This window comes from Brasilonema angustatum, assembly GCF_059505445.1.
Genome location: NZ_JCACKO010000150.1, coordinates 113,411 through 130,401, shown reverse-complemented (window position 1 = coordinate 130,401; position 16,991 = coordinate 113,411). Strand labels below are relative to the sequence as shown.

Sequence of the window (16,991 nt, the reverse complement as noted above, 5' to 3'; positions counted from 1 at the left end):
TTGGCTTAGAACTCATCCCTATTTCCACACCTACCGAATGTGTTTCTTAGGAGCTTTTAACTAGCGGTTAAGAGCGCTAGCAACATAATTCGCGAAACTAAATCCCCTTCTTAAAACAGTTATCAGTTATCAGTTATCAGTGAGCCAGCGCTGCAGGAGGGTCTCCCTCCGTAGGCGACTGCGAACCCGAAGGGTTATCAAGTTAAGGGGAGTCAAGAAATCGCTGACTCTGTTCATTGTTCACTGTTCACTGTTCACTGTTCACTGTTCACTGTTCCCTGTTCCCCTATATTGGATACGTGTTTGAGACAAGACGGGAGTCAGCAATATCACGGATTAGTGGAGTTCTAGAGCCAATATAATCATACAATGCACAGACTTCCTCGCCACTCAGCAGCATTTTTGCGGCAATTTGTTTTAGGAGCAGCCTGATTAACGCTGTATCTGTAAGGTTAAGCAGCTCGCTACTTGAGGTATTCTCAATTACAGACCAAGTCAAATACAGCATTGAAGAGTTGACAAACATTGCCCTCTACCCCCTGTGTGAAAAAATTTAATATTTTGTTTATATTGTTTCATCCGGATTGCTCTGTCTCGATCTTTTTGTAAAATAATTTAATACTTTTTTTAGATTTGCTTAATTTTTTGATTAATCAGTCAAGCTAAGAGTGGATCTAAAATCACCATTACCTATTACCGTGAGGCTTTATGAATCATTATTTTGAACCCATTCATTTTTCTGGTTCAATTCAGCCTCATGGTATCCTTCTGGTGCTGAGTGATCCGGAACTAACACTTGTTTGTGTGAGCGCTAATATCCAGGAGCAGTTTGGCATTTCTGAAGATTTGCTTAATCAATCCTTAAGTACGCTGCTTGATGTCCAAGTTGTTGATGCAATTAGACAGAGTTTGCACTTAATTGACAGTGCGAGTCCCATAAAACTTCAAGAATCCATCTTGGTAAGTGAGCGTTCTTTTAACGGTTTAGTTCATCGAACAGAGAATTTCATCATCCTTGAGTTAGAACCAACATTACCGTTAGGTTTATTTAGTGTGCCTGCTTTCGTGCGAAGAGCGATCGCCAAACTACGACAAGTATCCAGCAGTCACGAATTTCTTCACTTGTTAACTCAAGAACTTCGTAGAATCACTGAATTTGATCGAGTCATGGTCTATCAATTTGACCAATACGAAGCAGGTACTGTGATGGCGGAGGCAAAGCGGGATGATTTACCCTCCTATCTGGGGTTGCACTATCCTGCGACGGATATTCCAGAGCAAGTTCGGGCGTTATATGCACGCGGTTTGCTGCGATTTATTCCTGATTTAACAGCACAGTCGATTTCGTTAGTAGCGGCTTGTGATCCGTTGATGCAACAACGCCTCGATCTTAGCCTTGCGGTTCTTCGAGGCGTTGATCCGTGCTGCGTTGAATACCATCAAAACATGGGCGTAGCAGCCATTATGGTGATCGCGTTGATTCACAATCAAAAGCTTTGGGGATTAATTGCTTGTCATCATCAGACACCCAAGTATGTTCCCTACGAAGTCCGCGAAGCCTGCGAGTTGTTGGGGGAATTCGTGTCGTTGGAATTAGCTAAGAAAGTCAATTCTGAAGAACTGGATTATATTATCAAACTTAGATCCTTGCAATCTGAGTTTGTTGAATCTATTTCTCAAGTCGATAATCTTAAAGAAGCTCTTGTCAATCCCGCCCCTCGACTGCTAGATCTGGTAAACGCCACTGGATCTGCTATCTATTTGGAGGATGAAATTACGCTGGTTGGGGTAACGCCAACGGTTGAGCAGGTTCGCGTTCTCATCCAATGGGCAGATACTCAAGTTAAAGATGCCCTGTTTCATACCGATTCACTGCCAAAGCTTTATCCGGAAGCTGTTGTGTTCAAAGATGTTGCCAGTGGCTTAGTGCTGTTGCAAATTTCTAAAGTCCGACGGTATTACATCCTCTGGTTTCGCCCAGAAGTTCTGCAAACAGTAAACTGGGCAGGTGATCCGAATGCATCTATAACGATTTCAACAGATGGTAGTGTCACTCTGTCTCCCCGCCAATCGTTTGAAAAATGGCAAGAAACTGTTCGATTAACCTCGTTACCTTGGAAAGCGTGTGAATTGGATCAGGCGCTGGATCTTAGGAGTGCGATCGTTGGTATTGTTCTCAATAAAGCAGATGAGTTAGCCCGAATTAACCAGGAATTAGAGCGCACCAACCAGGAGCTAGATTCTTTTAGCTATGCCGCCTCTCATGATCTCAAGGAACCCTTGCGAGGTATTCATAATTACTCGATGCTGTTGTTGAAAGGTTATGAGTCGGTGCTGGATCAGGTGGGTAAAAACCGCTTACAAACCTTAATCCGTCTGACTCGTCGCATGGAGTCGCTGATCGATGTTCTGCTCAAGTTCTCGCGACTCGGACAAGCGGAACTCCATCTTGTACCTACAGATCTTAACCAATTAGTCAACCAAGTGCTTGAGGATTTGCGCGTCAGCCATCAAGACATTCAACCTGATATTCGCATTCCCCGGCTGTTGCCTACGGTTGTGTGTGATCCTATCTTGATCAACGAAGTGTTCATGAACCTGCTCAGCAACGCCTTTAAGTACAACGATAAAGCAGAACAATGGATTTCGATTGGCTATTTGGAACAAAAGGAGGGAGGGAGGCAAGGAGCGAGGGATATTTCCTTTAACTCCCACACTCCCTCACTCCCTCACTCCCTAATCACTTTCTACGTACAAGATAACGGCATCGGTATTCGAGCACGACATCTCGAAACCATCTTCCGATTGTTTAAACGACTACACGAGCAAAATCTGTATGGTGGCGGTACAGGGGCAGGATTGACAATTACCAAAAAGATTATCGAGCGTCACGGCAGACAAATTTGGGTGGAGTCTACCGTAGGTATAGGATCTACATTTTATTTTACTTTGTGATCATTTCTATTTTATAATTTTTGTTAATTTATGTAAATAAAAATAACATCAAGTTTTAATGACACGAATGATGACAAAGCAGTGCTGCCCTTTGCTAATCGCTGAAGATAGTGATGAGGATTTTGAGGTGCTGCAAGTGCTCATGGAGCAAATGGATGTTCAAAATCCGATCTACCGGTGTACAAACGGAGATAAAGTTTTAGATTTCCTTTATAAAGAAGGCGACTATGATAATCTAGATGTTGCACCACGTCCCTCCATCATCTTGCTCGACTTGAATTTACCAGGCACCGATGGTCGCGATGTGCTAGAGCAACTTAAGCAAGACCAGAATTTTAAGGAAATCCCAATTATTGTTTTTACGACATCCTCAAACCCGAGAGATGTTGAATTCTGTTATGAAAAAGGGGCAAATGGCTATCTGATCAAGCCAATAGACTCTAGTGAACTGGAGAAAACAGTTCAGGCATTTGTGAACTACTGGTTGGAATCAAACACACCACCCACTTCAAATTCGGCTCATAAAACCCCACATACAAAACCCTAAACCCCTTATAAACAAGAAATTTCACGTTTCTCGTTGAAAGGATTTGATATGATTAGGAGTATTAAAAGAAAATTTTCCACTGTTTCTTTTAGATTTTCTTTATAATCAAAAACTTGTGGCTTTCACACCAGGCAAAGAGATTGCTTTGTTTTCCTCTTATGTCAGACGTCTGGACACTCCTAATCACCGATGACTGTATGGAGGATCGAGAAGTTTATCGTGAATATCTTTTAAGCGATCCTCACCATTCCTACCAGATTTTAGAAGCATCCTCGGCAGAGGTAGGACTTGCGCTTTGCCAGAAAAAACATTGCGATGCGATTCTGCTCGACTTTTGCCTTCCTGATATGAGCGGGCTAGAGTTTTTGGATGAACTCAAACTGCAACGATTAGATTCCCCACTCCCTGTGATTATGTTAACTGGACAAGGTGATGAACGCATTGCTGTACAAGCGATGAAGCGGGGTGCTCAGGATTACCTGGTGAAGCAAGATATAGAACCAGATGTCCTGCAAATGACTGTCCGCAATGTGATTCAACACTCACAGCAGCAAAACCAGCTCAGTAAAAGACACCAACCCCAGCAATTAACAGCAGCGGCGATAAGCCCAAGGCTAGACGCTACACGTATCGCCCTGCGCATTCGTCAGTCACTAAACCTGGAGCAAATCTTGCAGACGACTGTAAAAGAATTGCAACAACTGCTGTTATGCGACAGTGTGACAATATACAACGTTCGCCCAAATTCAGACACTCACGAAATAACGGAATCCGCAAAGCCCTATCTGACGAAGCTTTGTGAGGCTGGGGTAAGTAGCTTATCCTGCGAACCCATTCAGCAATTCACCGCTTTGCTTCTCAAAAATAACCAATCCAATCTTTGGGAAATTGGAAAAGCAAGCACTCAGGCGCAAGGTGAAGCGTCAATCATCGTTTCGCACAATCGGAAAAAGGCGACTCAGGCATATTTGCTCGTTCCCATTTTACTCAAAGAGCAAGACGAATCTAGAGCCAGAGTTTGGGGATTATTGGTTGCTTGTCAAGATTCTAAAGTACGACAGTGGCTGACGGATGAAGTAGAGATTTTTAATCAATTGGCTGGACATTTGGCGATCGCCATCCAACAAGCCCAACAGCTAACCCAGGCTTTGGTGGCTCTGGAGAACGAAAAGCAACTCAACGCCTTTAAATCCCAATTTGTCGCCACAGTTTCTCACGAATATCGAAATCCCTTAGCCTCCATCCTTGCGGCTGCGTCAACACTCTTGCAACATAGCAATCAGCTGCATCAGACTAAACACCAGCAGTTCTTGCGACTGATTGAAGATAAGGCAAGACTAATGACTAAGCTGATAGACGACTTGCTGATGATTTCCACATTTGAATTCGGCAAAGCAACGTTTACGCCATATCCATTTGAACTGCTGCAATTTTGCTCAGACATCATTGAGGAACAGCGACAGATCATTAGCGATGATCGCCATCAATTAACGTTCAAAATTACAGGTAACACTAGGGGTTTCTGGGGCGATCAAAAACTTTTGCGGGCAATTCTGGTTAACTTAGTATCGAACGCGATCAAGTACTCGCCAGATGGTGGCAATATTGAAGTTTACCTCATGGGGAATGATTCACACGCCATTTTTGATGTCAAAGATCAAGGAATTGGCATACCTATTGAGGATCAACAACACTTGTTTGAATCATTTAGTCGAGGAAGTAACGTTGGCGCAATTCCCGGAACCGGCTTAGGATTAGCTATTGTCAAAGCTTGCGTCGAGTTGCATGGCGGCGAGATTACAGTAGAAAGCCAACAAGGGCAAGGAACAAAGGTAACTGTCAGTTTACCGAAAAACTGTACAAAGGGAGGAAGAAGGGGGCAGGGAGAAGGGGGCAGGGAGGAGCAATTTTTGTAGGGGGAGCCAGTGCGTTGGAGAGCCAGCGCTGCAGGAGGGTCTCCCTCCGTAGGCGTCTGGCGTCCGGGTTTCCCGGCTTGGAGCATCTGGCGTTGGGCACTGTTTACCCTTCGCTCAAACCCTTATTTTTACGTTGTGGGCAGTGCCCACCTTGAATCATTTAGGATTGCTATATGATCTTTTTAGAAATTATGGTATCCACTCTATTTTCATGACAAACTTAAAAAAATGGAAGCTTTTGCACTCCAAAATGGTTTTGGATAATTACTGGTGCAAAGTCAGGCAAGATGAAATAGAATTGCCTAATGGTCAAATTATAGATGATTATTTCGTCAATGTCAGACCAGAAATAACTCTAATTTTACCTATCACTAGTACTAAAGAAATTGTTTTTGTGCGGCAATATAGGCACGCAGTGGGTGAATTTTTGTTAGAACTCCCCGCTGGCTTATTCAACCCAGCACAAGAGAGTGCTGAAGCTGCAGCAATCAGAGAAATGCAAGAGGAAACTGGCTATATTGCACAAAAAGTCACAAAAATAGCAACACTATATGATAACCCTAGTAAAGATACAAATAAAATACATTTATTCTTAGCAGAAAATGTGATTAAGTCCGGAGAACAAAAGTTAGATATTACAGAAGAAATAGAAGTTGTTCTGATTCCAGTAGAATCAGTTAGAGAAAAAATCCTTCAAGGTGAAATTTCTGTTTCTGGAACTGTTGCGGCGATTTCCTTGGGGCTAAATTTTCTAGATTGATTTTGAGGGTTATTTTCATCCACTAAACACCAGCTAATCGCCTGTGTCAAGAAAGCATTACGAACAGTCCGATTAATAAAACTTAAGTAATTGTCAATTTCTTCGTAAAAGTCGAGTTGGTGTTCTTCTTCCGAAGTCAGTGGAGAACTTTGTTGTTTTGTCAAGAGTTCTTCAATACGATTTTGTACAGTACTAGAAGCTCGAAAGATAAGAATTCCCTCAACTAATTCGATGCGAACTGCACCTTCAATTGGGAGACTATAGGGCAAGTTTTGTAATTTTGGTGGAAGTAACATTGTCGTAGTTTTCGTCTTTACTAATAGCGATCGCTCTTGTTTATAGTCATATCTCAATCCAATCCCAAATGCAATTTTAATGCAGCATCAATTCATACCATCTTTTCCTCATCCCGATCAGCGAAAATCACTAACTCACTTCCTTGTTCGTAAAAAGAACGCATGACTTCGGCAGCTTCAGCTAAACTCAGTTCTTTTTGAAGAGGAACTTTCGATTTTGTAGTGATTTCTTGACGAATTAACTTTGATGCGATTTCAATGACTTCCAAACGTTCTTCAGTCGTCATTTTTTTCAGTGCTTCTAAGACTTCTGCTTTGGTCATAACTCATCTGACTCATCTATAGGATTAGATAGGATTTGTTGCGAACCATGTATGACAGCAAGAATATCAATTTGTTCTGATTTGATGTAGTAAATAATTCGATATGAACCTTCAAAAACTTCTCGAATTTGCTCTGTTTCAAGCTCTGGTACAATTCGACCTGAGAGAGGAAAATTTGCAATTTGTTCAGAACGTCTGGTTATAGTATCAACCACTCTAGCCGCATACTGTGGAGAGTTTTGAGCGATATAAGTATAAATGCCCGAAAGATTTTCTACAGCTGTTTCAGTCCAATAAATTTTCACTCTGGCAGTCCAAATTTTTTCCGTACATCTTGTACGGAAATTACTTTACCAGTTTTGCTATCAGCTAGTCCAGCTTCAACAACTTGTCGAACGTAAATTTGGTACATTAAATCATCCCATGTCGAATTTGCTGGTAATCTCTCAATTAATTTACGAGCCTCTTCCTTAATGTTGGCATTTTCCATTTGCTGTTAACCAAATATTTTTCTCGCATTCATTTGAATATATTGTAGAAGCAAAATCTGCGTCGATGGGTTGTGTGTGGGATATCCGAAAGGGTAAATGTTAAGCGATCTGCAAAGGATCGCAGCAGCGAAGCGATCGCCAAAAATGATTGCTCCACGCGATCGCCCCAGGCGCAGCTAGCTTAACGCCCTTAGTGACTCCTCCCTTCCCCCTTCCCCTTCCCCCTTCTCCCTGCTCCCTTCTCCCAACTCCTATTTCTTCGCCCGACACACCCACAACCTCTCCCGCGCCTCTGGATGCATGACAAAATTATCCTGCAGCCAGTCGCAACCCCGCGCCAGCAAATCATCGAACCCGCTAACCCGCCACACCTTGGCTGTGTTGTCATATGATGCAGTGACAATGCGTTGACCATCCGGGCTAAATGCTGCACTCCTGACCTCGGACTGATGCCCTTTTAGCTCAGCAAGCAACTTGCCATTGGTATCCCACACCTTGGCGGTCTTGTCAGATGATGCGGTGACAATGCGTTGACCATCCGGGCTAAATGCTGCACTATTGACCCATTTCTGATGCCCTGTGAGATCAGCCAGCAACTTGTCTTTGGTATCCCACACCTTGGCGGTGTTGTCAGCTGATGCAGTGACAATGCGTAGACCATCCGGGCTAAATCCTGCACTTGTGACATAGTTCTGATGTCCTTTTTGTTCAGCCAGCAACTTGCCATTGGTATCCCACACCTTGGCGGTGTTGTCAGCTGATGCAGTGACAATGCGTAGACCATCCGGGCTAAATCCTGCACTTACGACCTCTTTGTGATGCCCTTTGTTCGCTTCGCGTTGGGCAGGAAGGGTAGCAAGCAGCTTACCAGTTGTATCACACACCTTGGCTGTGCCGTCAAGTGATGCAGTGACAATGCGTTAACCATCCGGGCTAAATCCTGCACTTATGACTCACCTCTGATGCCGTTTGTTCGCTTCGCGTTGGGCAGGAAGGGTAGCAAGCAGGTTACCATTTGTATCCCACACCTTGGCTGTCTTGTCCCAAGATCCAGTGACAATGCGTTGACCATCCGGGCTAAATCCTGCACTTGTGACATCGTTCTGTGCTACTGGAGTCGAATCAATTCTAATAATCACATTCACAATTCTAATAATCACACTCACAATCGCAGAACCTATAACTATGCTAGTGGTCGAAGAACTTGTAATCGCACTCACACCTGTGATCACAATCACAAAACCTATAAATGTCAAAGTGATAACTGCCCAAGTTAAGGATAACGCTAATATCGTACCGCCAATAAGAATCTGCCGCTCGGCTTTTTGTTGCGCTTTCTTTAAAGTTTCAATTGATTAATATTCAAAGGAATATAAACTTCCTTAGAATGCACAATCACCAATCGTAGTTTTTTCCAAGTTTCTTTATTCTTAGATGTTTCATGCCAAGCTCTTAGTAAGCCAAAAAATTCTGATGCGACTTGCGGATATTGAAAAACTTGATCCACTTCATCTAAACCTAAAACGATTGGGCTATGAATTTCCGAGAGCAAGTATCTTTGAAAGTAGTTTGTACACTTATCCTTGCTACCCAAAACACCTTGCCAATATTCACTTAGCTTATCTTTAAGATTCAACTCCTGAGCAATGCTGCCACAAAACCACTGCAAGAATTTATCTAGACTGGTGAAAAATTCTGCATCTGCTGCTTGAAAGTTCAAGTATGCAGTTTGACAACCATGTTGTGTTCCATGATCAAGAACACGTGTCAAAAGTGAAGTCTTACCCATTTGCCGGGGTGCTTTAATCCGAATCAGCGCACCTGGTTGTAAAATTGTTTCGTAACAATCTTTTCGCCGTCGCATTAAATTTTGTAACTTAATATCCCGATGGATGACGTTTTGTTGATGAACAAATGCCAAAACTTCCAAGATGTCCTTCAAAAGTTTAAAGACAACTTGCTCACTTTTGGAACTGCCCGAAATAATTTCTTTTGTTAAGTCATGCCCATCAACGAATTCCTGAACTAAGTAAAATTCTCCGTTTTCTTCAAAGTGGGCGAACAACTTGGGAATTTGGTTGTGTGCATTGCCTAACCGATATAGAGTTTGTGCTTCTGTCTCGAATAACCTGGTAGCGATCGCCAAAACAGCAGGGCTTGAGTCTTTTGGTTTAAGATGTTTGACAACACACTGAGGTTGTCCTGGTAAATCTAAATCACGAGCCAAGTAAGTATCGCCAAAACCCCCACCCCCCAGACATTGGAATATTTTGTATCGATTACGGAGTGTTACGCCAATTAGATGACTCATTTCGTATCTCCTATCTCCTATCTTTTGGACTGGGTAAGTGGTTAAAAATTCAACGTGCCCACTGCTGCAAGATATAAGCGTAAAAAGCTTCTTTATCTACCTTATCCATAGCAAAAATCTTACGCCCTCCTGGCACTATTTTGGTACGTCCTTGACTCAAACCTGTGGTGATAATTTCTGTTTCCCACTCTCGCAATTCATAGAATTCTGGATGAGCAAGATAAGCCGTCGCCAGTACATCCCAGAAATAATAGTCTTGCGGAATAACCAGTGCATAACATTGTCCCGCTAAATCAGATATGGGATGGTGGCGTTGTTTTCCCATTTTGTAAACAATTTCTGATGTTACAGGTACAGTGTTAGTCAAATCCAAAGGACACATGATAATTTCAATTTGGGTTTGCCACACTCGTGCAGCAGAAATTGGGTCCCAATACACATTCCATTCTGCGGAACCATCTTGTCCTGGTTCCCAATTTTTTTCCACATTACCACCAACATTCAAAGCACCACCCATCCAAACAATTCTTTGAATTTTCTCTTCAATCTCTGGTGCTTTGTCGAGTGCAGTTGCTACTGTTGTTAACGGACCAGTAACCATTAACGTAACAGGTTCTGGTGCCTCTTGTAACACCTTTATCATAAAATCTTGACCAGGTTCTGCAAGCAGTGGTGTGCGAATTGTTTCACTTTGATTGAGAATGGGAAAATGGTCAACAACAAACGAATCACGGCGATACAGTCGAGGAAAAGGATTAATACCGCGTACAGTACTTTGGGCAACTCTGATATCAGAACACCCCATTAAGTCTAGAATTTTACGTGTAGCGCTTACGGCTGGTTCGGCATAGCAATCTGCTGGAGTGACAACAATACCTAGTGGCTGTATGTGATCCATAGTCATCAGCAGCATAGTTGCTAGATAATCATCTACACCACCATCGTGATCCATCAAGACAAGTTGTTTAGACATGGAGAATAAAAAAATGAATGAAAAAATGGATGAGTTTATGGAAGCTGCGATCGCACAAGCAAAACAAGGCAGACAAGAAGGCGGAATTCCCATCGGTTCCATTCTCGTCAAGGATGACAAGATTCTCGGCAAAGGACACAACAAACGTGTGCAAGATGGCGATCCAGTCACCCACGCCGAAATCGATTGCCTTCGCAATGCTGGTAGAATCGGCAGTTATAGGGGTACAACACTCTATTCAACCTTAATGCCATGTTATCTGTGCGCTGGGGCGGTTGTACAATTTGGCATTAAAAAAGTCATAGCTGGAGAATCAAAAACTTTTCCAGGCGCTAAAGAATTTATGGTATCCCACGGTGTGGAAGTGATTGACCTCAATCTTGATGAGTGCGAACAAATGATGAGCGAATTTATTGAAGAGAAACCTGAGTTATGGAACGAGGATATTGGTAAGTAATTGTTAGTGGTTAATTGTTCTACTAACCACTCCTCTTTCTTTGAGAAACGCATCAAACGTCATCCTATCTGCAAGCGAAGGTTGCGCCCCTAGTTTGGTTGCAGCCAAAGCACCAGCGGCTGCACCCCAAACCACCGCTTGACGCAAAGAAAGTCCCTCACAAAGCGCCGCAGCCAAACCGCCATTAAAGGCATCTCCCGCAGCAGTTGTGTCAACCGTATGAACTGGAAACGCAGGTATAAAAAAGGTGTCTTCTGGAGTGGAACAAACAACGCCTTTGGCACCGAGTTTCACAATGACATTTTTCACACCTCGTTCCTGTAAAACTTTCCCTGCCTTAATTGCCGACTCTTCTCCATCCACAGAAAAACCTACCAGTCCTCCTGCTTCCACCTCATTTGGTGTGATAATGTCTACCAAGGAGTAAAGTTCATCTGGTATATCCTTCTGCGCTGGTGCTGGGTCGAGAATAACTGTCACTCCAGCTTTTCGTCCAGCTTTGGCAGCCCAGACAACCGCAGGCATAGGAATTTCTAATTGTAAAAGTAAAGCCTTAACTCTTGGTAATAAATGTGATAATCTTTCCACATCTTCCTGATTAACGCGCCCATTAGCACCAGGAATGACAATAATTTGATTTTCACCCTTGACATCTACAGTGATCATGGCAACACCAGAACTCACAGTTTCATCTACAAACACATTATTTGTTTGGACACCCGATGCTTGGAGACTGTTGACAAGTTCTGTACCAAAACTGTCTGCACCTATCCGTCCTACTATGTGAGTAGGAATTCCTAGTCGTGCTGATGCGACTCCTTGATTGGCACCTTTACCGCCTGGTACTTTGAAAAAATCGTGTCCCAGCAGCGTTTCACCTGCAACTAGTAAGCGGGGTACTGTTGCAACCAGATCTATGTTGATACTGCCAAAGACGATAATGCTCATAATTTGACAAAGTGGTGCTGCACTATATTCAGGACTTACGCAAGGGAAACGTAGTTGCACCCGTTGCGACGTTAGGAAGCAATCTCACAGTCTTGTTCTTTCGTAACTCGTGCGTAAGTCCTAATATTATCTCGCGTTCAGGGGTCAACTCAATTTATGAAAACCCACATAAATAAAAAAAACACTGGAGAATTAGGATACTCCAGTGCTTGAAGGCAACAACTCTTACTCAGAATTAGAATGCCCAGCACAGTATAAATGAAATTAAAGAAAGAACAAAAAAGCACTGGGTACGGATAAACCCCAGTGCTTGAGCACGACTTACTATCAATCCAGAATTAGAATGCCCATACAATCGGTGCAGAAGTATTTAGAAGTCAGTGATTAGCAGGTGTTAGGAGCGGCTGCAACGCTGGCTATGTTGTCTGCTGTTAATGAAAATGTCAATAAAATATTTGTTGCTTAATGATACTGCTATTTCCATTGTCTTGCGTCCCTATGTGGTTTGAGTTTCTTTAGTCCCAACACAGCACTACTAGCACTTAGTATCACCAAACCCCATGTATAAGATGGTTCAGGAACAGGTTTCACTTGACTAATCACGCTCACGTTTGGATCTAGAGCATCACCTGTGGAATACACATAATCAAAAGCAGTTTTGTCATCAAGAATACTGGCACGCAAAAAGAATCCACTCCAACGGGCAACAGTTTCCACTGCTACATCTTGAGGGATAGTTGGTATGTTAGGATCTGGTATTGGACCAGTAGGGTTATTAGTATTGGTGATCCCATAGTGGTTAGCACCCAAAATACTAATCAACGCTTTAGGGGGGTTCTGGATCTGCTCGTAAGTTTTTTCAGCGTTAATTGGAAGAGCTCTGCTATCACGAGTTCCCTCCAATAAGGCAACAGGAATTCCTGAATTATTAATAGGAAAAAACACTCCATTTTGATCACGGAGGTTTGCACCAAAAAACGCTCCTGCTAGAAGTTCATTTGGTCGGTTGAAGGAACCTTCACATTGAATAGGGGAAAGGCAGAGATTTGCAACGGCAGATAACCCGACTGCACCTCCAGCGGAGTGACCGAGTAAGCCTAGTTTTTGTGTATTAACAATACCAGCAACAGGTGAAGCAGAATTAGAATTTTCTGTTTTCATCTGTACAAGAACAGCATCGATTTGTGAAGTTTCTGGTAGCAGTCCCGTGAATCCGTACTGGGGAAGAGATCTTGGGTGATTGGGTACAACCACTACAAATCCGTAGCGAGCTACTGTACTGGCATATTCTGAGTAATCTGATTTATCGACATTTGCACCTTGCAATAACAGTGCAACAGGAAAGGAGTAGTTGCCAGTTTTCAGGTTCGATGGGTTGGGATAGTATATATCAGCTATGTCATTATTAGCGGAGATTGTCGTACTGTAGCGAGCCGCATCATTAAATAGAGGTGCATCATTAAAAGTTGCAGCCGCTGCTACTTTCGCTGTACCGCAGAATATCAATGCTGCACCAGCAGTCACTGACAAAGCTTTGATGGTAACCAAAGAAACTACTCCTTCTCTAAATACACTTATACATATTAGTTGTGATAATATCTGATAGCGCAGTTAGAAACAACTGTTATTTCAGAGATTACAAATGTCGAATGACTCTACAGGGATTGCCAGCAGCAACAACATTTGCAGGTATATCTTTGACAACAACACTACCAGCACCAATAGTAGTATTGTCGCCAATTGTCACACCAGGACAAATAATAGCACCGCCACCAATCCAGACATTATTACCGATTCTAATTGGCGCAGCCAGTTCTTTAGCAGAAAGACGATTATCTGGGTCTGTTGGGTGATATGCCGTGTAAATTTGAACATAGGGAGCACACAACACGTTGTCCCCAATATGAACTGTATTACAGTCTAGAATCACACAGCCAAAATTCATATAGAATCTATCACCTGCATAAATATTTTTACCATAATCACACTGAAATGGTGGCATAATATTAATATTTTGTCCAACTCGACCAAATAATTCCTGTAAGATTTGCGATCGCTCCTCCAGTTGTTCTTCGGTTGTAGAGTTATACTTTCTCAATAGACGAAGTGCGAAGTTTCTTCCAGCAATCAATTCTAAGTCGGAAGCAAGATACAATTCGCCTGCCAGCATTTTCTGTTTCTCTGTTTTTTCCATAAGGTAACTTATTTTTATTTGGGGCTATGACCTAACTATGCAGGAGTGCAGGGGAGATAAGAAGCACAGGGGTGAAAAGAGTATTGTTCAATAACTCTTCCCCCCTTGCCCCTGCTTGTTTTATCCCCGCCCTTGACGACTGGTGTGCCAAGCACGCGCCTGAGTGAAAGAGTAAGTATGAACTGCAAGTTGACTCCAGAATTGGTATTAGTCAAATTCAGAATTTGAGCGTTAGTATGACTAGCCTAGAATTGCTAAACACTATATGGGACTCGTATTTGATTTTTGACAAAGCTAGGTACACTTTTATTGCTTCTTAAGCGTTAAGCGTCTCTACTTTGTAATTCACCCAATCAAACCGGATTCCTATAAATCAAATACGTGACTAACTGTATATTGTTTCTTTTCACTATTAACGATAAATCTTAGACCATATCTCTACTTTTATAAAAACTAAGACTGATTTCTTCTGTTTATACATAGGTACTGTCGGTCACATATTTGTACTAACTATTGTTTGACAGGTCTATTCATCTGGTATAATTTATGATAATTAAATATAACATAACGAGCTTTTCCCTGTTGCTTTGCATTATACATTGCTATATCAGCATCCCGCAGCAAGTTTTCTGGCTGTTCATAATGAGAACTGCTTAGAGCAATACCAATGCTAGCTGAAATTAATATTTTCTCTTCTTGTATGTAAACTGGTAATTTTAAGGTTTCTTGAATACGCTGAGCAACATTTATCGTATCAGAGATATCTTTCATATCTTCGATGAGAATCGCAAACTCATCACCACCAAATCGCGCTACTGTATCGGCACTGCGTAAGCATGATTCTAAACGTCGAGCAATCTCTATCAAGAAATTATCACCCGCACTATGCCCAAAACTATCGTTGATTCCTTTAAAGCCATCCACATCTAAAAACAAGACAGCATAGCTGTCGTTGTTCCGTCTTTTTCGACGCTCAAACACTTGGCTTAGTCTCTCCAAAAATAAAACTCTATTAGGTAGTCCTGTTAGCGGATCATAGAAAGCATTCCGTACAAGTTGTGCTTCTGTTTGTTTGCGTTGAGTTATGTCTTGAAAAACGACAACTGCACCAATAAGACTACCATCATCATCGCGGATGGGTGCAATATTTCCCCCAATTTGGATTTCGGTATGATCTTTAGCAATTAATGTTAAAGTTTCTGGTAAATTCAAAACGACACCCGTCTGTATGACTTGTGTAGCTAAATTTTTGGTCAAAACTCCTGTATCTTTGTCAACTAAACTTAATATTTCTGCTAAATTTTTAGTAACGGCTTCTTCTTGTTTCCATCCTGTCAGTTCTTCTGCTATTGGATTCATCAGATGAATACAACCACAAATATCTGTGATCATCACTGCACAACCCATGCTTTTAAGAATTGCCATAAACTTTTGCTGTTGTGCTTGCACTTTTTTTTTCGTTTGATGCTTGTAAACAGCCATTTCTATAGCAATATGTAGGTCTTGTTCAGCGACTGGTTCAGTAATGTAGTTAAAAGGTTCTTTTAGTTTTTTTTCTATTTTTTTTGTTATGGAATATCTTTCGGTTAAATATAAAACTGGCACTTGAAAATCCTTCATAATAACATCAGCGAATTGAACGCTATTATTCTTTGAATCTAAAAGAATATTAAATAATACTAAACTTGGATTAATTTCTTCCATTTTTTTGATTGCATCCTCTCCAAATTCAGTTATTTCGTAAACAAAGTGACCTAACCTTTGCAATATATTCTTAATATCTAATGCCTTTTTTTTTTCATCTTCGATAACTAAGATTTTCAGACGAGACATATCAAATATTCCTCTAGCTAAAGTTAGATTTTTTGCTATAGTAACTCAATTGAAAGAAAGTTATTCTATCATAATAAATCTTTCAAAGTATGTTATTCTTCCAAACAACATCGCTTTTGTCAATCATGATTATGCTGACAAGAAAGTAAAAAAAGTATCTAACTCATCTTTGTACTGAGTCTTAAAAGTCCGAGTAAACAATGAGTATAAAGATTACTATATTTATTCTACGTAATAAAAAAATAGCAAAAAACTTGGCGATTTTATACATTTCAATCAGACAAATTGACCTTTCGTTTAGGGCGATCGCGCCGTTGTCATGAACAAACAAATTTGAACATTAACTAGTAAATAAACGCGGCGGATCTCTAGTATTGCCAAAGGGTTGCTTCTCTGTTTGTTCACAAGTCGCTGTTCAAGCTTTGCTGGTGAATGGTTCTCTTGTTGGGTGAATCTGTATCTCCTCCACCAGACGTTCTTTTATATACCTACTGCATAGAGTGCTAATAATTCTATGGTTTTTCTAAATTTTATCAAATCCTATAATTATGTTTTATACCATATTTTTTAAATTTTTTCTAAGTGGTATTACTGTTAAACAACACACTATAATCTTCAAGTTTTGAGGATAACCTTCAAAAACTTAATTTTTTTCTGATATGCTTAGTAACTCCTTATTTAGAAACTCAAATCTTGTTCAAATAAAATTATTTATGGAGAAAAAAGCTAATCGCATTCTTTTGCACATTTAATATCAAGTTATTTATTGACGTATTTAAGATAAAATTAATAGATGTGTATTTGGAGTAATACTATGTATAGCAGCTATATCTAAAGGTAACTGCCAAAATGCCAAGATAAGAATAATTCCACCACTCCTCAACTGATTACTACAAATACTACGTTTTGCTCCTATAGCAATCCGTGCAGGAGTTGTGAAATTACTCGTTGAGGCAGGGAACACGAAAGAAGGATGTACAAATGTAC

17 protein-coding genes and 1 pseudogene are annotated in these 16,991 nt (G+C 41.3%); 5 read left to right on the top strand and 13 right to left on the bottom strand.

The window, feature by feature from the left end; translation table 11 throughout:
• The first annotated feature begins 708 nt into the window (after positions 1 to 708).
• The 4 genes from AC5JM2_RS32245 (at position 709) to AC5JM2_RS32230 (ending at position 6,178) form a co-directional block, all read left to right on the top strand.
• Positions 709 to 2,955: an ATP-binding protein gene (locus AC5JM2_RS32245; RefSeq protein WP_495839671.1), complete on the top strand. Its 2,247-nt coding sequence runs from the start codon at positions 709 to 711 to the stop codon at positions 2,953 to 2,955.
• A gap of 67 nt (positions 2,956 to 3,022) precedes the next feature.
• Positions 3,023 to 3,502 carry a response regulator gene (locus tag AC5JM2_RS32240; RefSeq protein ID WP_495839669.1) on the top strand — a complete coding sequence of 160 codons (480 nt, stop codon included), beginning with the start codon at positions 3,023 to 3,025 and terminating at the stop codon, positions 3,500 to 3,502.
• A 158-nt stretch (positions 3,503 to 3,660) separates the two neighbouring features.
• Entirely contained in the window at positions 3,661 to 5,418 is a 1,758-nt protein-coding gene (locus tag AC5JM2_RS32235) for a hybrid sensor histidine kinase/response regulator (RefSeq protein WP_495839667.1), read from the top strand.
• Between the two features lie 211 nt (positions 5,419 to 5,629).
• Positions 5,630 to 6,178, top strand: a complete 549-nt coding sequence (locus AC5JM2_RS32230) for an NUDIX hydrolase (RefSeq protein ID WP_495839682.1) — start codon at positions 5,630 to 5,632, stop codon at positions 6,176 to 6,178.
• Here the strand turns inward: AC5JM2_RS32230 and AC5JM2_RS32225 are convergent.
• From AC5JM2_RS32225 to AC5JM2_RS32185, 9 genes and pseudogenes are all read right to left on the bottom strand, one after another.
• Positions 6,112 to 6,531 carry a hypothetical protein gene (locus AC5JM2_RS32225; RefSeq protein WP_495839665.1) on the bottom strand — a complete coding sequence of 140 codons (420 nt, stop codon included), beginning with the start codon at positions 6,529 to 6,531 and terminating at the stop codon, positions 6,112 to 6,114. The two genes, AC5JM2_RS32230 and AC5JM2_RS32225, sit on opposite strands and share 67 nt — an antisense overlap.
• Before the next feature lie 35 nt (positions 6,532 to 6,566).
• A complete protein-coding gene (locus AC5JM2_RS32220; protein ID WP_495839663.1) occupies positions 6,567 to 6,797 on the bottom strand; it encodes a hypothetical protein in 231 nt (76 codons plus the stop codon).
• On the bottom strand, positions 6,794 to 7,102 hold the full coding sequence (locus AC5JM2_RS32215) for a type II toxin-antitoxin system RelE/ParE family toxin (RefSeq protein ID WP_495839661.1): 309 nt from the start codon (positions 7,100 to 7,102) through the stop codon (positions 6,794 to 6,796). The genes AC5JM2_RS32220 and AC5JM2_RS32215 overlap by 4 nt, the downstream gene beginning before the upstream one ends.
• Entirely contained in the window at positions 7,099 to 7,287 is a 189-nt protein-coding gene (locus AC5JM2_RS32210; protein WP_495839659.1) for a hypothetical protein, read from the bottom strand. Before AC5JM2_RS32210 ends, AC5JM2_RS32215 begins: the two co-directional genes overlap by 4 nt.
• Before the next feature lie 100 nt (positions 7,288 to 7,387).
• Positions 7,388 to 7,558, bottom strand: coding sequence for a hypothetical protein (locus AC5JM2_RS32205; protein WP_495839658.1), 171 nt, complete (start codon positions 7,556 to 7,558; stop codon positions 7,388 to 7,390).
• On the bottom strand, positions 7,540 to 8,172 hold the full coding sequence (locus AC5JM2_RS32200) for a WD40 repeat domain-containing protein (protein WP_495839656.1): 633 nt from the start codon (positions 8,170 to 8,172) through the stop codon (positions 7,540 to 7,542). The genes AC5JM2_RS32205 and AC5JM2_RS32200 overlap by 19 nt, the downstream gene beginning before the upstream one ends.
• A 69-nt stretch (positions 8,173 to 8,241) precedes the next feature.
• A complete protein-coding gene (locus tag AC5JM2_RS32195; RefSeq protein WP_495839654.1) occupies positions 8,242 to 8,544 on the bottom strand; it encodes a hypothetical protein in 303 nt (100 codons plus the stop codon).
• A gap of 95 nt (positions 8,545 to 8,639) precedes the next feature.
• Positions 8,640 to 9,599, bottom strand: a pseudogene (locus AC5JM2_RS32190) (AAA-like domain-containing protein); the annotation flags it as partial.
• A 49-nt stretch (positions 9,600 to 9,648) separates the two neighbouring features.
• Entirely contained in the window at positions 9,649 to 10,572 is a 924-nt protein-coding gene (locus AC5JM2_RS32185; RefSeq protein WP_495839652.1) for a nucleoside hydrolase, read from the bottom strand.
• A gap of 25 nt (positions 10,573 to 10,597) precedes the next feature.
• Between AC5JM2_RS32185 and AC5JM2_RS32180 the strand changes: the two genes are divergently transcribed.
• Entirely contained in the window at positions 10,598 to 11,029 is a 432-nt protein-coding gene (locus tag AC5JM2_RS32180) for a nucleoside deaminase (RefSeq protein WP_495839680.1), read from the top strand.
• A gap of 3 nt (positions 11,030 to 11,032) precedes the next feature.
• Here AC5JM2_RS32180 and rbsK read toward each other — a convergent pair whose 3' ends face one another.
• The 4 genes from rbsK to AC5JM2_RS32160 all read right to left on the bottom strand — a co-directional run bounded on the left by rbsK (position 11,033) and on the right by AC5JM2_RS32160 (position 16,004).
• Positions 11,033 to 11,977, bottom strand: a complete 945-nt coding sequence (gene rbsK / locus AC5JM2_RS32175) for a ribokinase (RefSeq protein ID WP_495839650.1) — start codon at positions 11,975 to 11,977, stop codon at positions 11,033 to 11,035.
• Between the two features lie 474 nt (positions 11,978 to 12,451).
• Positions 12,452 to 13,525, bottom strand: coding sequence for an alpha/beta hydrolase family protein (locus AC5JM2_RS32170; RefSeq protein ID WP_495839648.1), 1,074 nt, complete (start codon positions 13,523 to 13,525; stop codon positions 12,452 to 12,454).
• An 88-nt stretch (positions 13,526 to 13,613) separates the two neighbouring features.
• Entirely contained in the window at positions 13,614 to 14,171 is a 558-nt protein-coding gene (locus AC5JM2_RS32165; RefSeq protein ID WP_495839647.1) for a sugar O-acetyltransferase, read from the bottom strand.
• 510 nt (positions 14,172 to 14,681) lie between these two features.
• Positions 14,682 to 16,004, bottom strand: a complete 1,323-nt coding sequence (locus AC5JM2_RS32160) for a diguanylate cyclase domain-containing protein (RefSeq protein ID WP_495839646.1) — start codon at positions 16,002 to 16,004, stop codon at positions 14,682 to 14,684.
• Positions 16,005 to 16,991 lie beyond the last annotated feature (987 nt).

Coding starts and splice junctions, on each gene's coding strand:
- AC5JM2_RS32245 (WP_495839671.1), top strand. CDS start 709: ATGAATCATTATTTTGAACCCATTCATTTTTCTGGTTCAATTCAGCCT.
- AC5JM2_RS32240 (WP_495839669.1), top strand. CDS start 3,023: ATGATGACAAAGCAGTGCTGCCCTTTGCTAATCGCTGAAGATAGTGAT.
- AC5JM2_RS32235 (WP_495839667.1), top strand. CDS start 3,661: ATGTCAGACGTCTGGACACTCCTAATCACCGATGACTGTATGGAGGAT.
- AC5JM2_RS32230 (WP_495839682.1), top strand. CDS start 5,630: ATGACAAACTTAAAAAAATGGAAGCTTTTGCACTCCAAAATGGTTTTG.
- AC5JM2_RS32220 (WP_495839663.1), bottom strand. CDS start 6,797: ATGACCAAAGCAGAAGTCTTAGAAGCACTGAAAAAAATGACGACTGAA.
- AC5JM2_RS32210 (WP_495839659.1), bottom strand. CDS start 7,287: ATGGAAAATGCCAACATTAAGGAAGAGGCTCGTAAATTAATTGAGAGA.
- AC5JM2_RS32185 (WP_495839652.1), bottom strand. CDS start 10,572: ATGTCTAAACAACTTGTCTTGATGGATCACGATGGTGGTGTAGATGAT.
- AC5JM2_RS32180 (WP_495839680.1), top strand. CDS start 10,598: ATGGATGAGTTTATGGAAGCTGCGATCGCACAAGCAAAACAAGGCAGA.
- rbsK (WP_495839650.1), bottom strand. CDS start 11,977: ATGAGCATTATCGTCTTTGGCAGTATCAACATAGATCTGGTTGCAACA.
- AC5JM2_RS32165 (WP_495839647.1), bottom strand. CDS start 14,171: ATGGAAAAAACAGAGAAACAGAAAATGCTGGCAGGCGAATTGTATCTT.
- AC5JM2_RS32160 (WP_495839646.1), bottom strand. CDS start 16,004: ATGTCTCGTCTGAAAATCTTAGTTATCGAAGATGAAAAAAAAAAGGCA.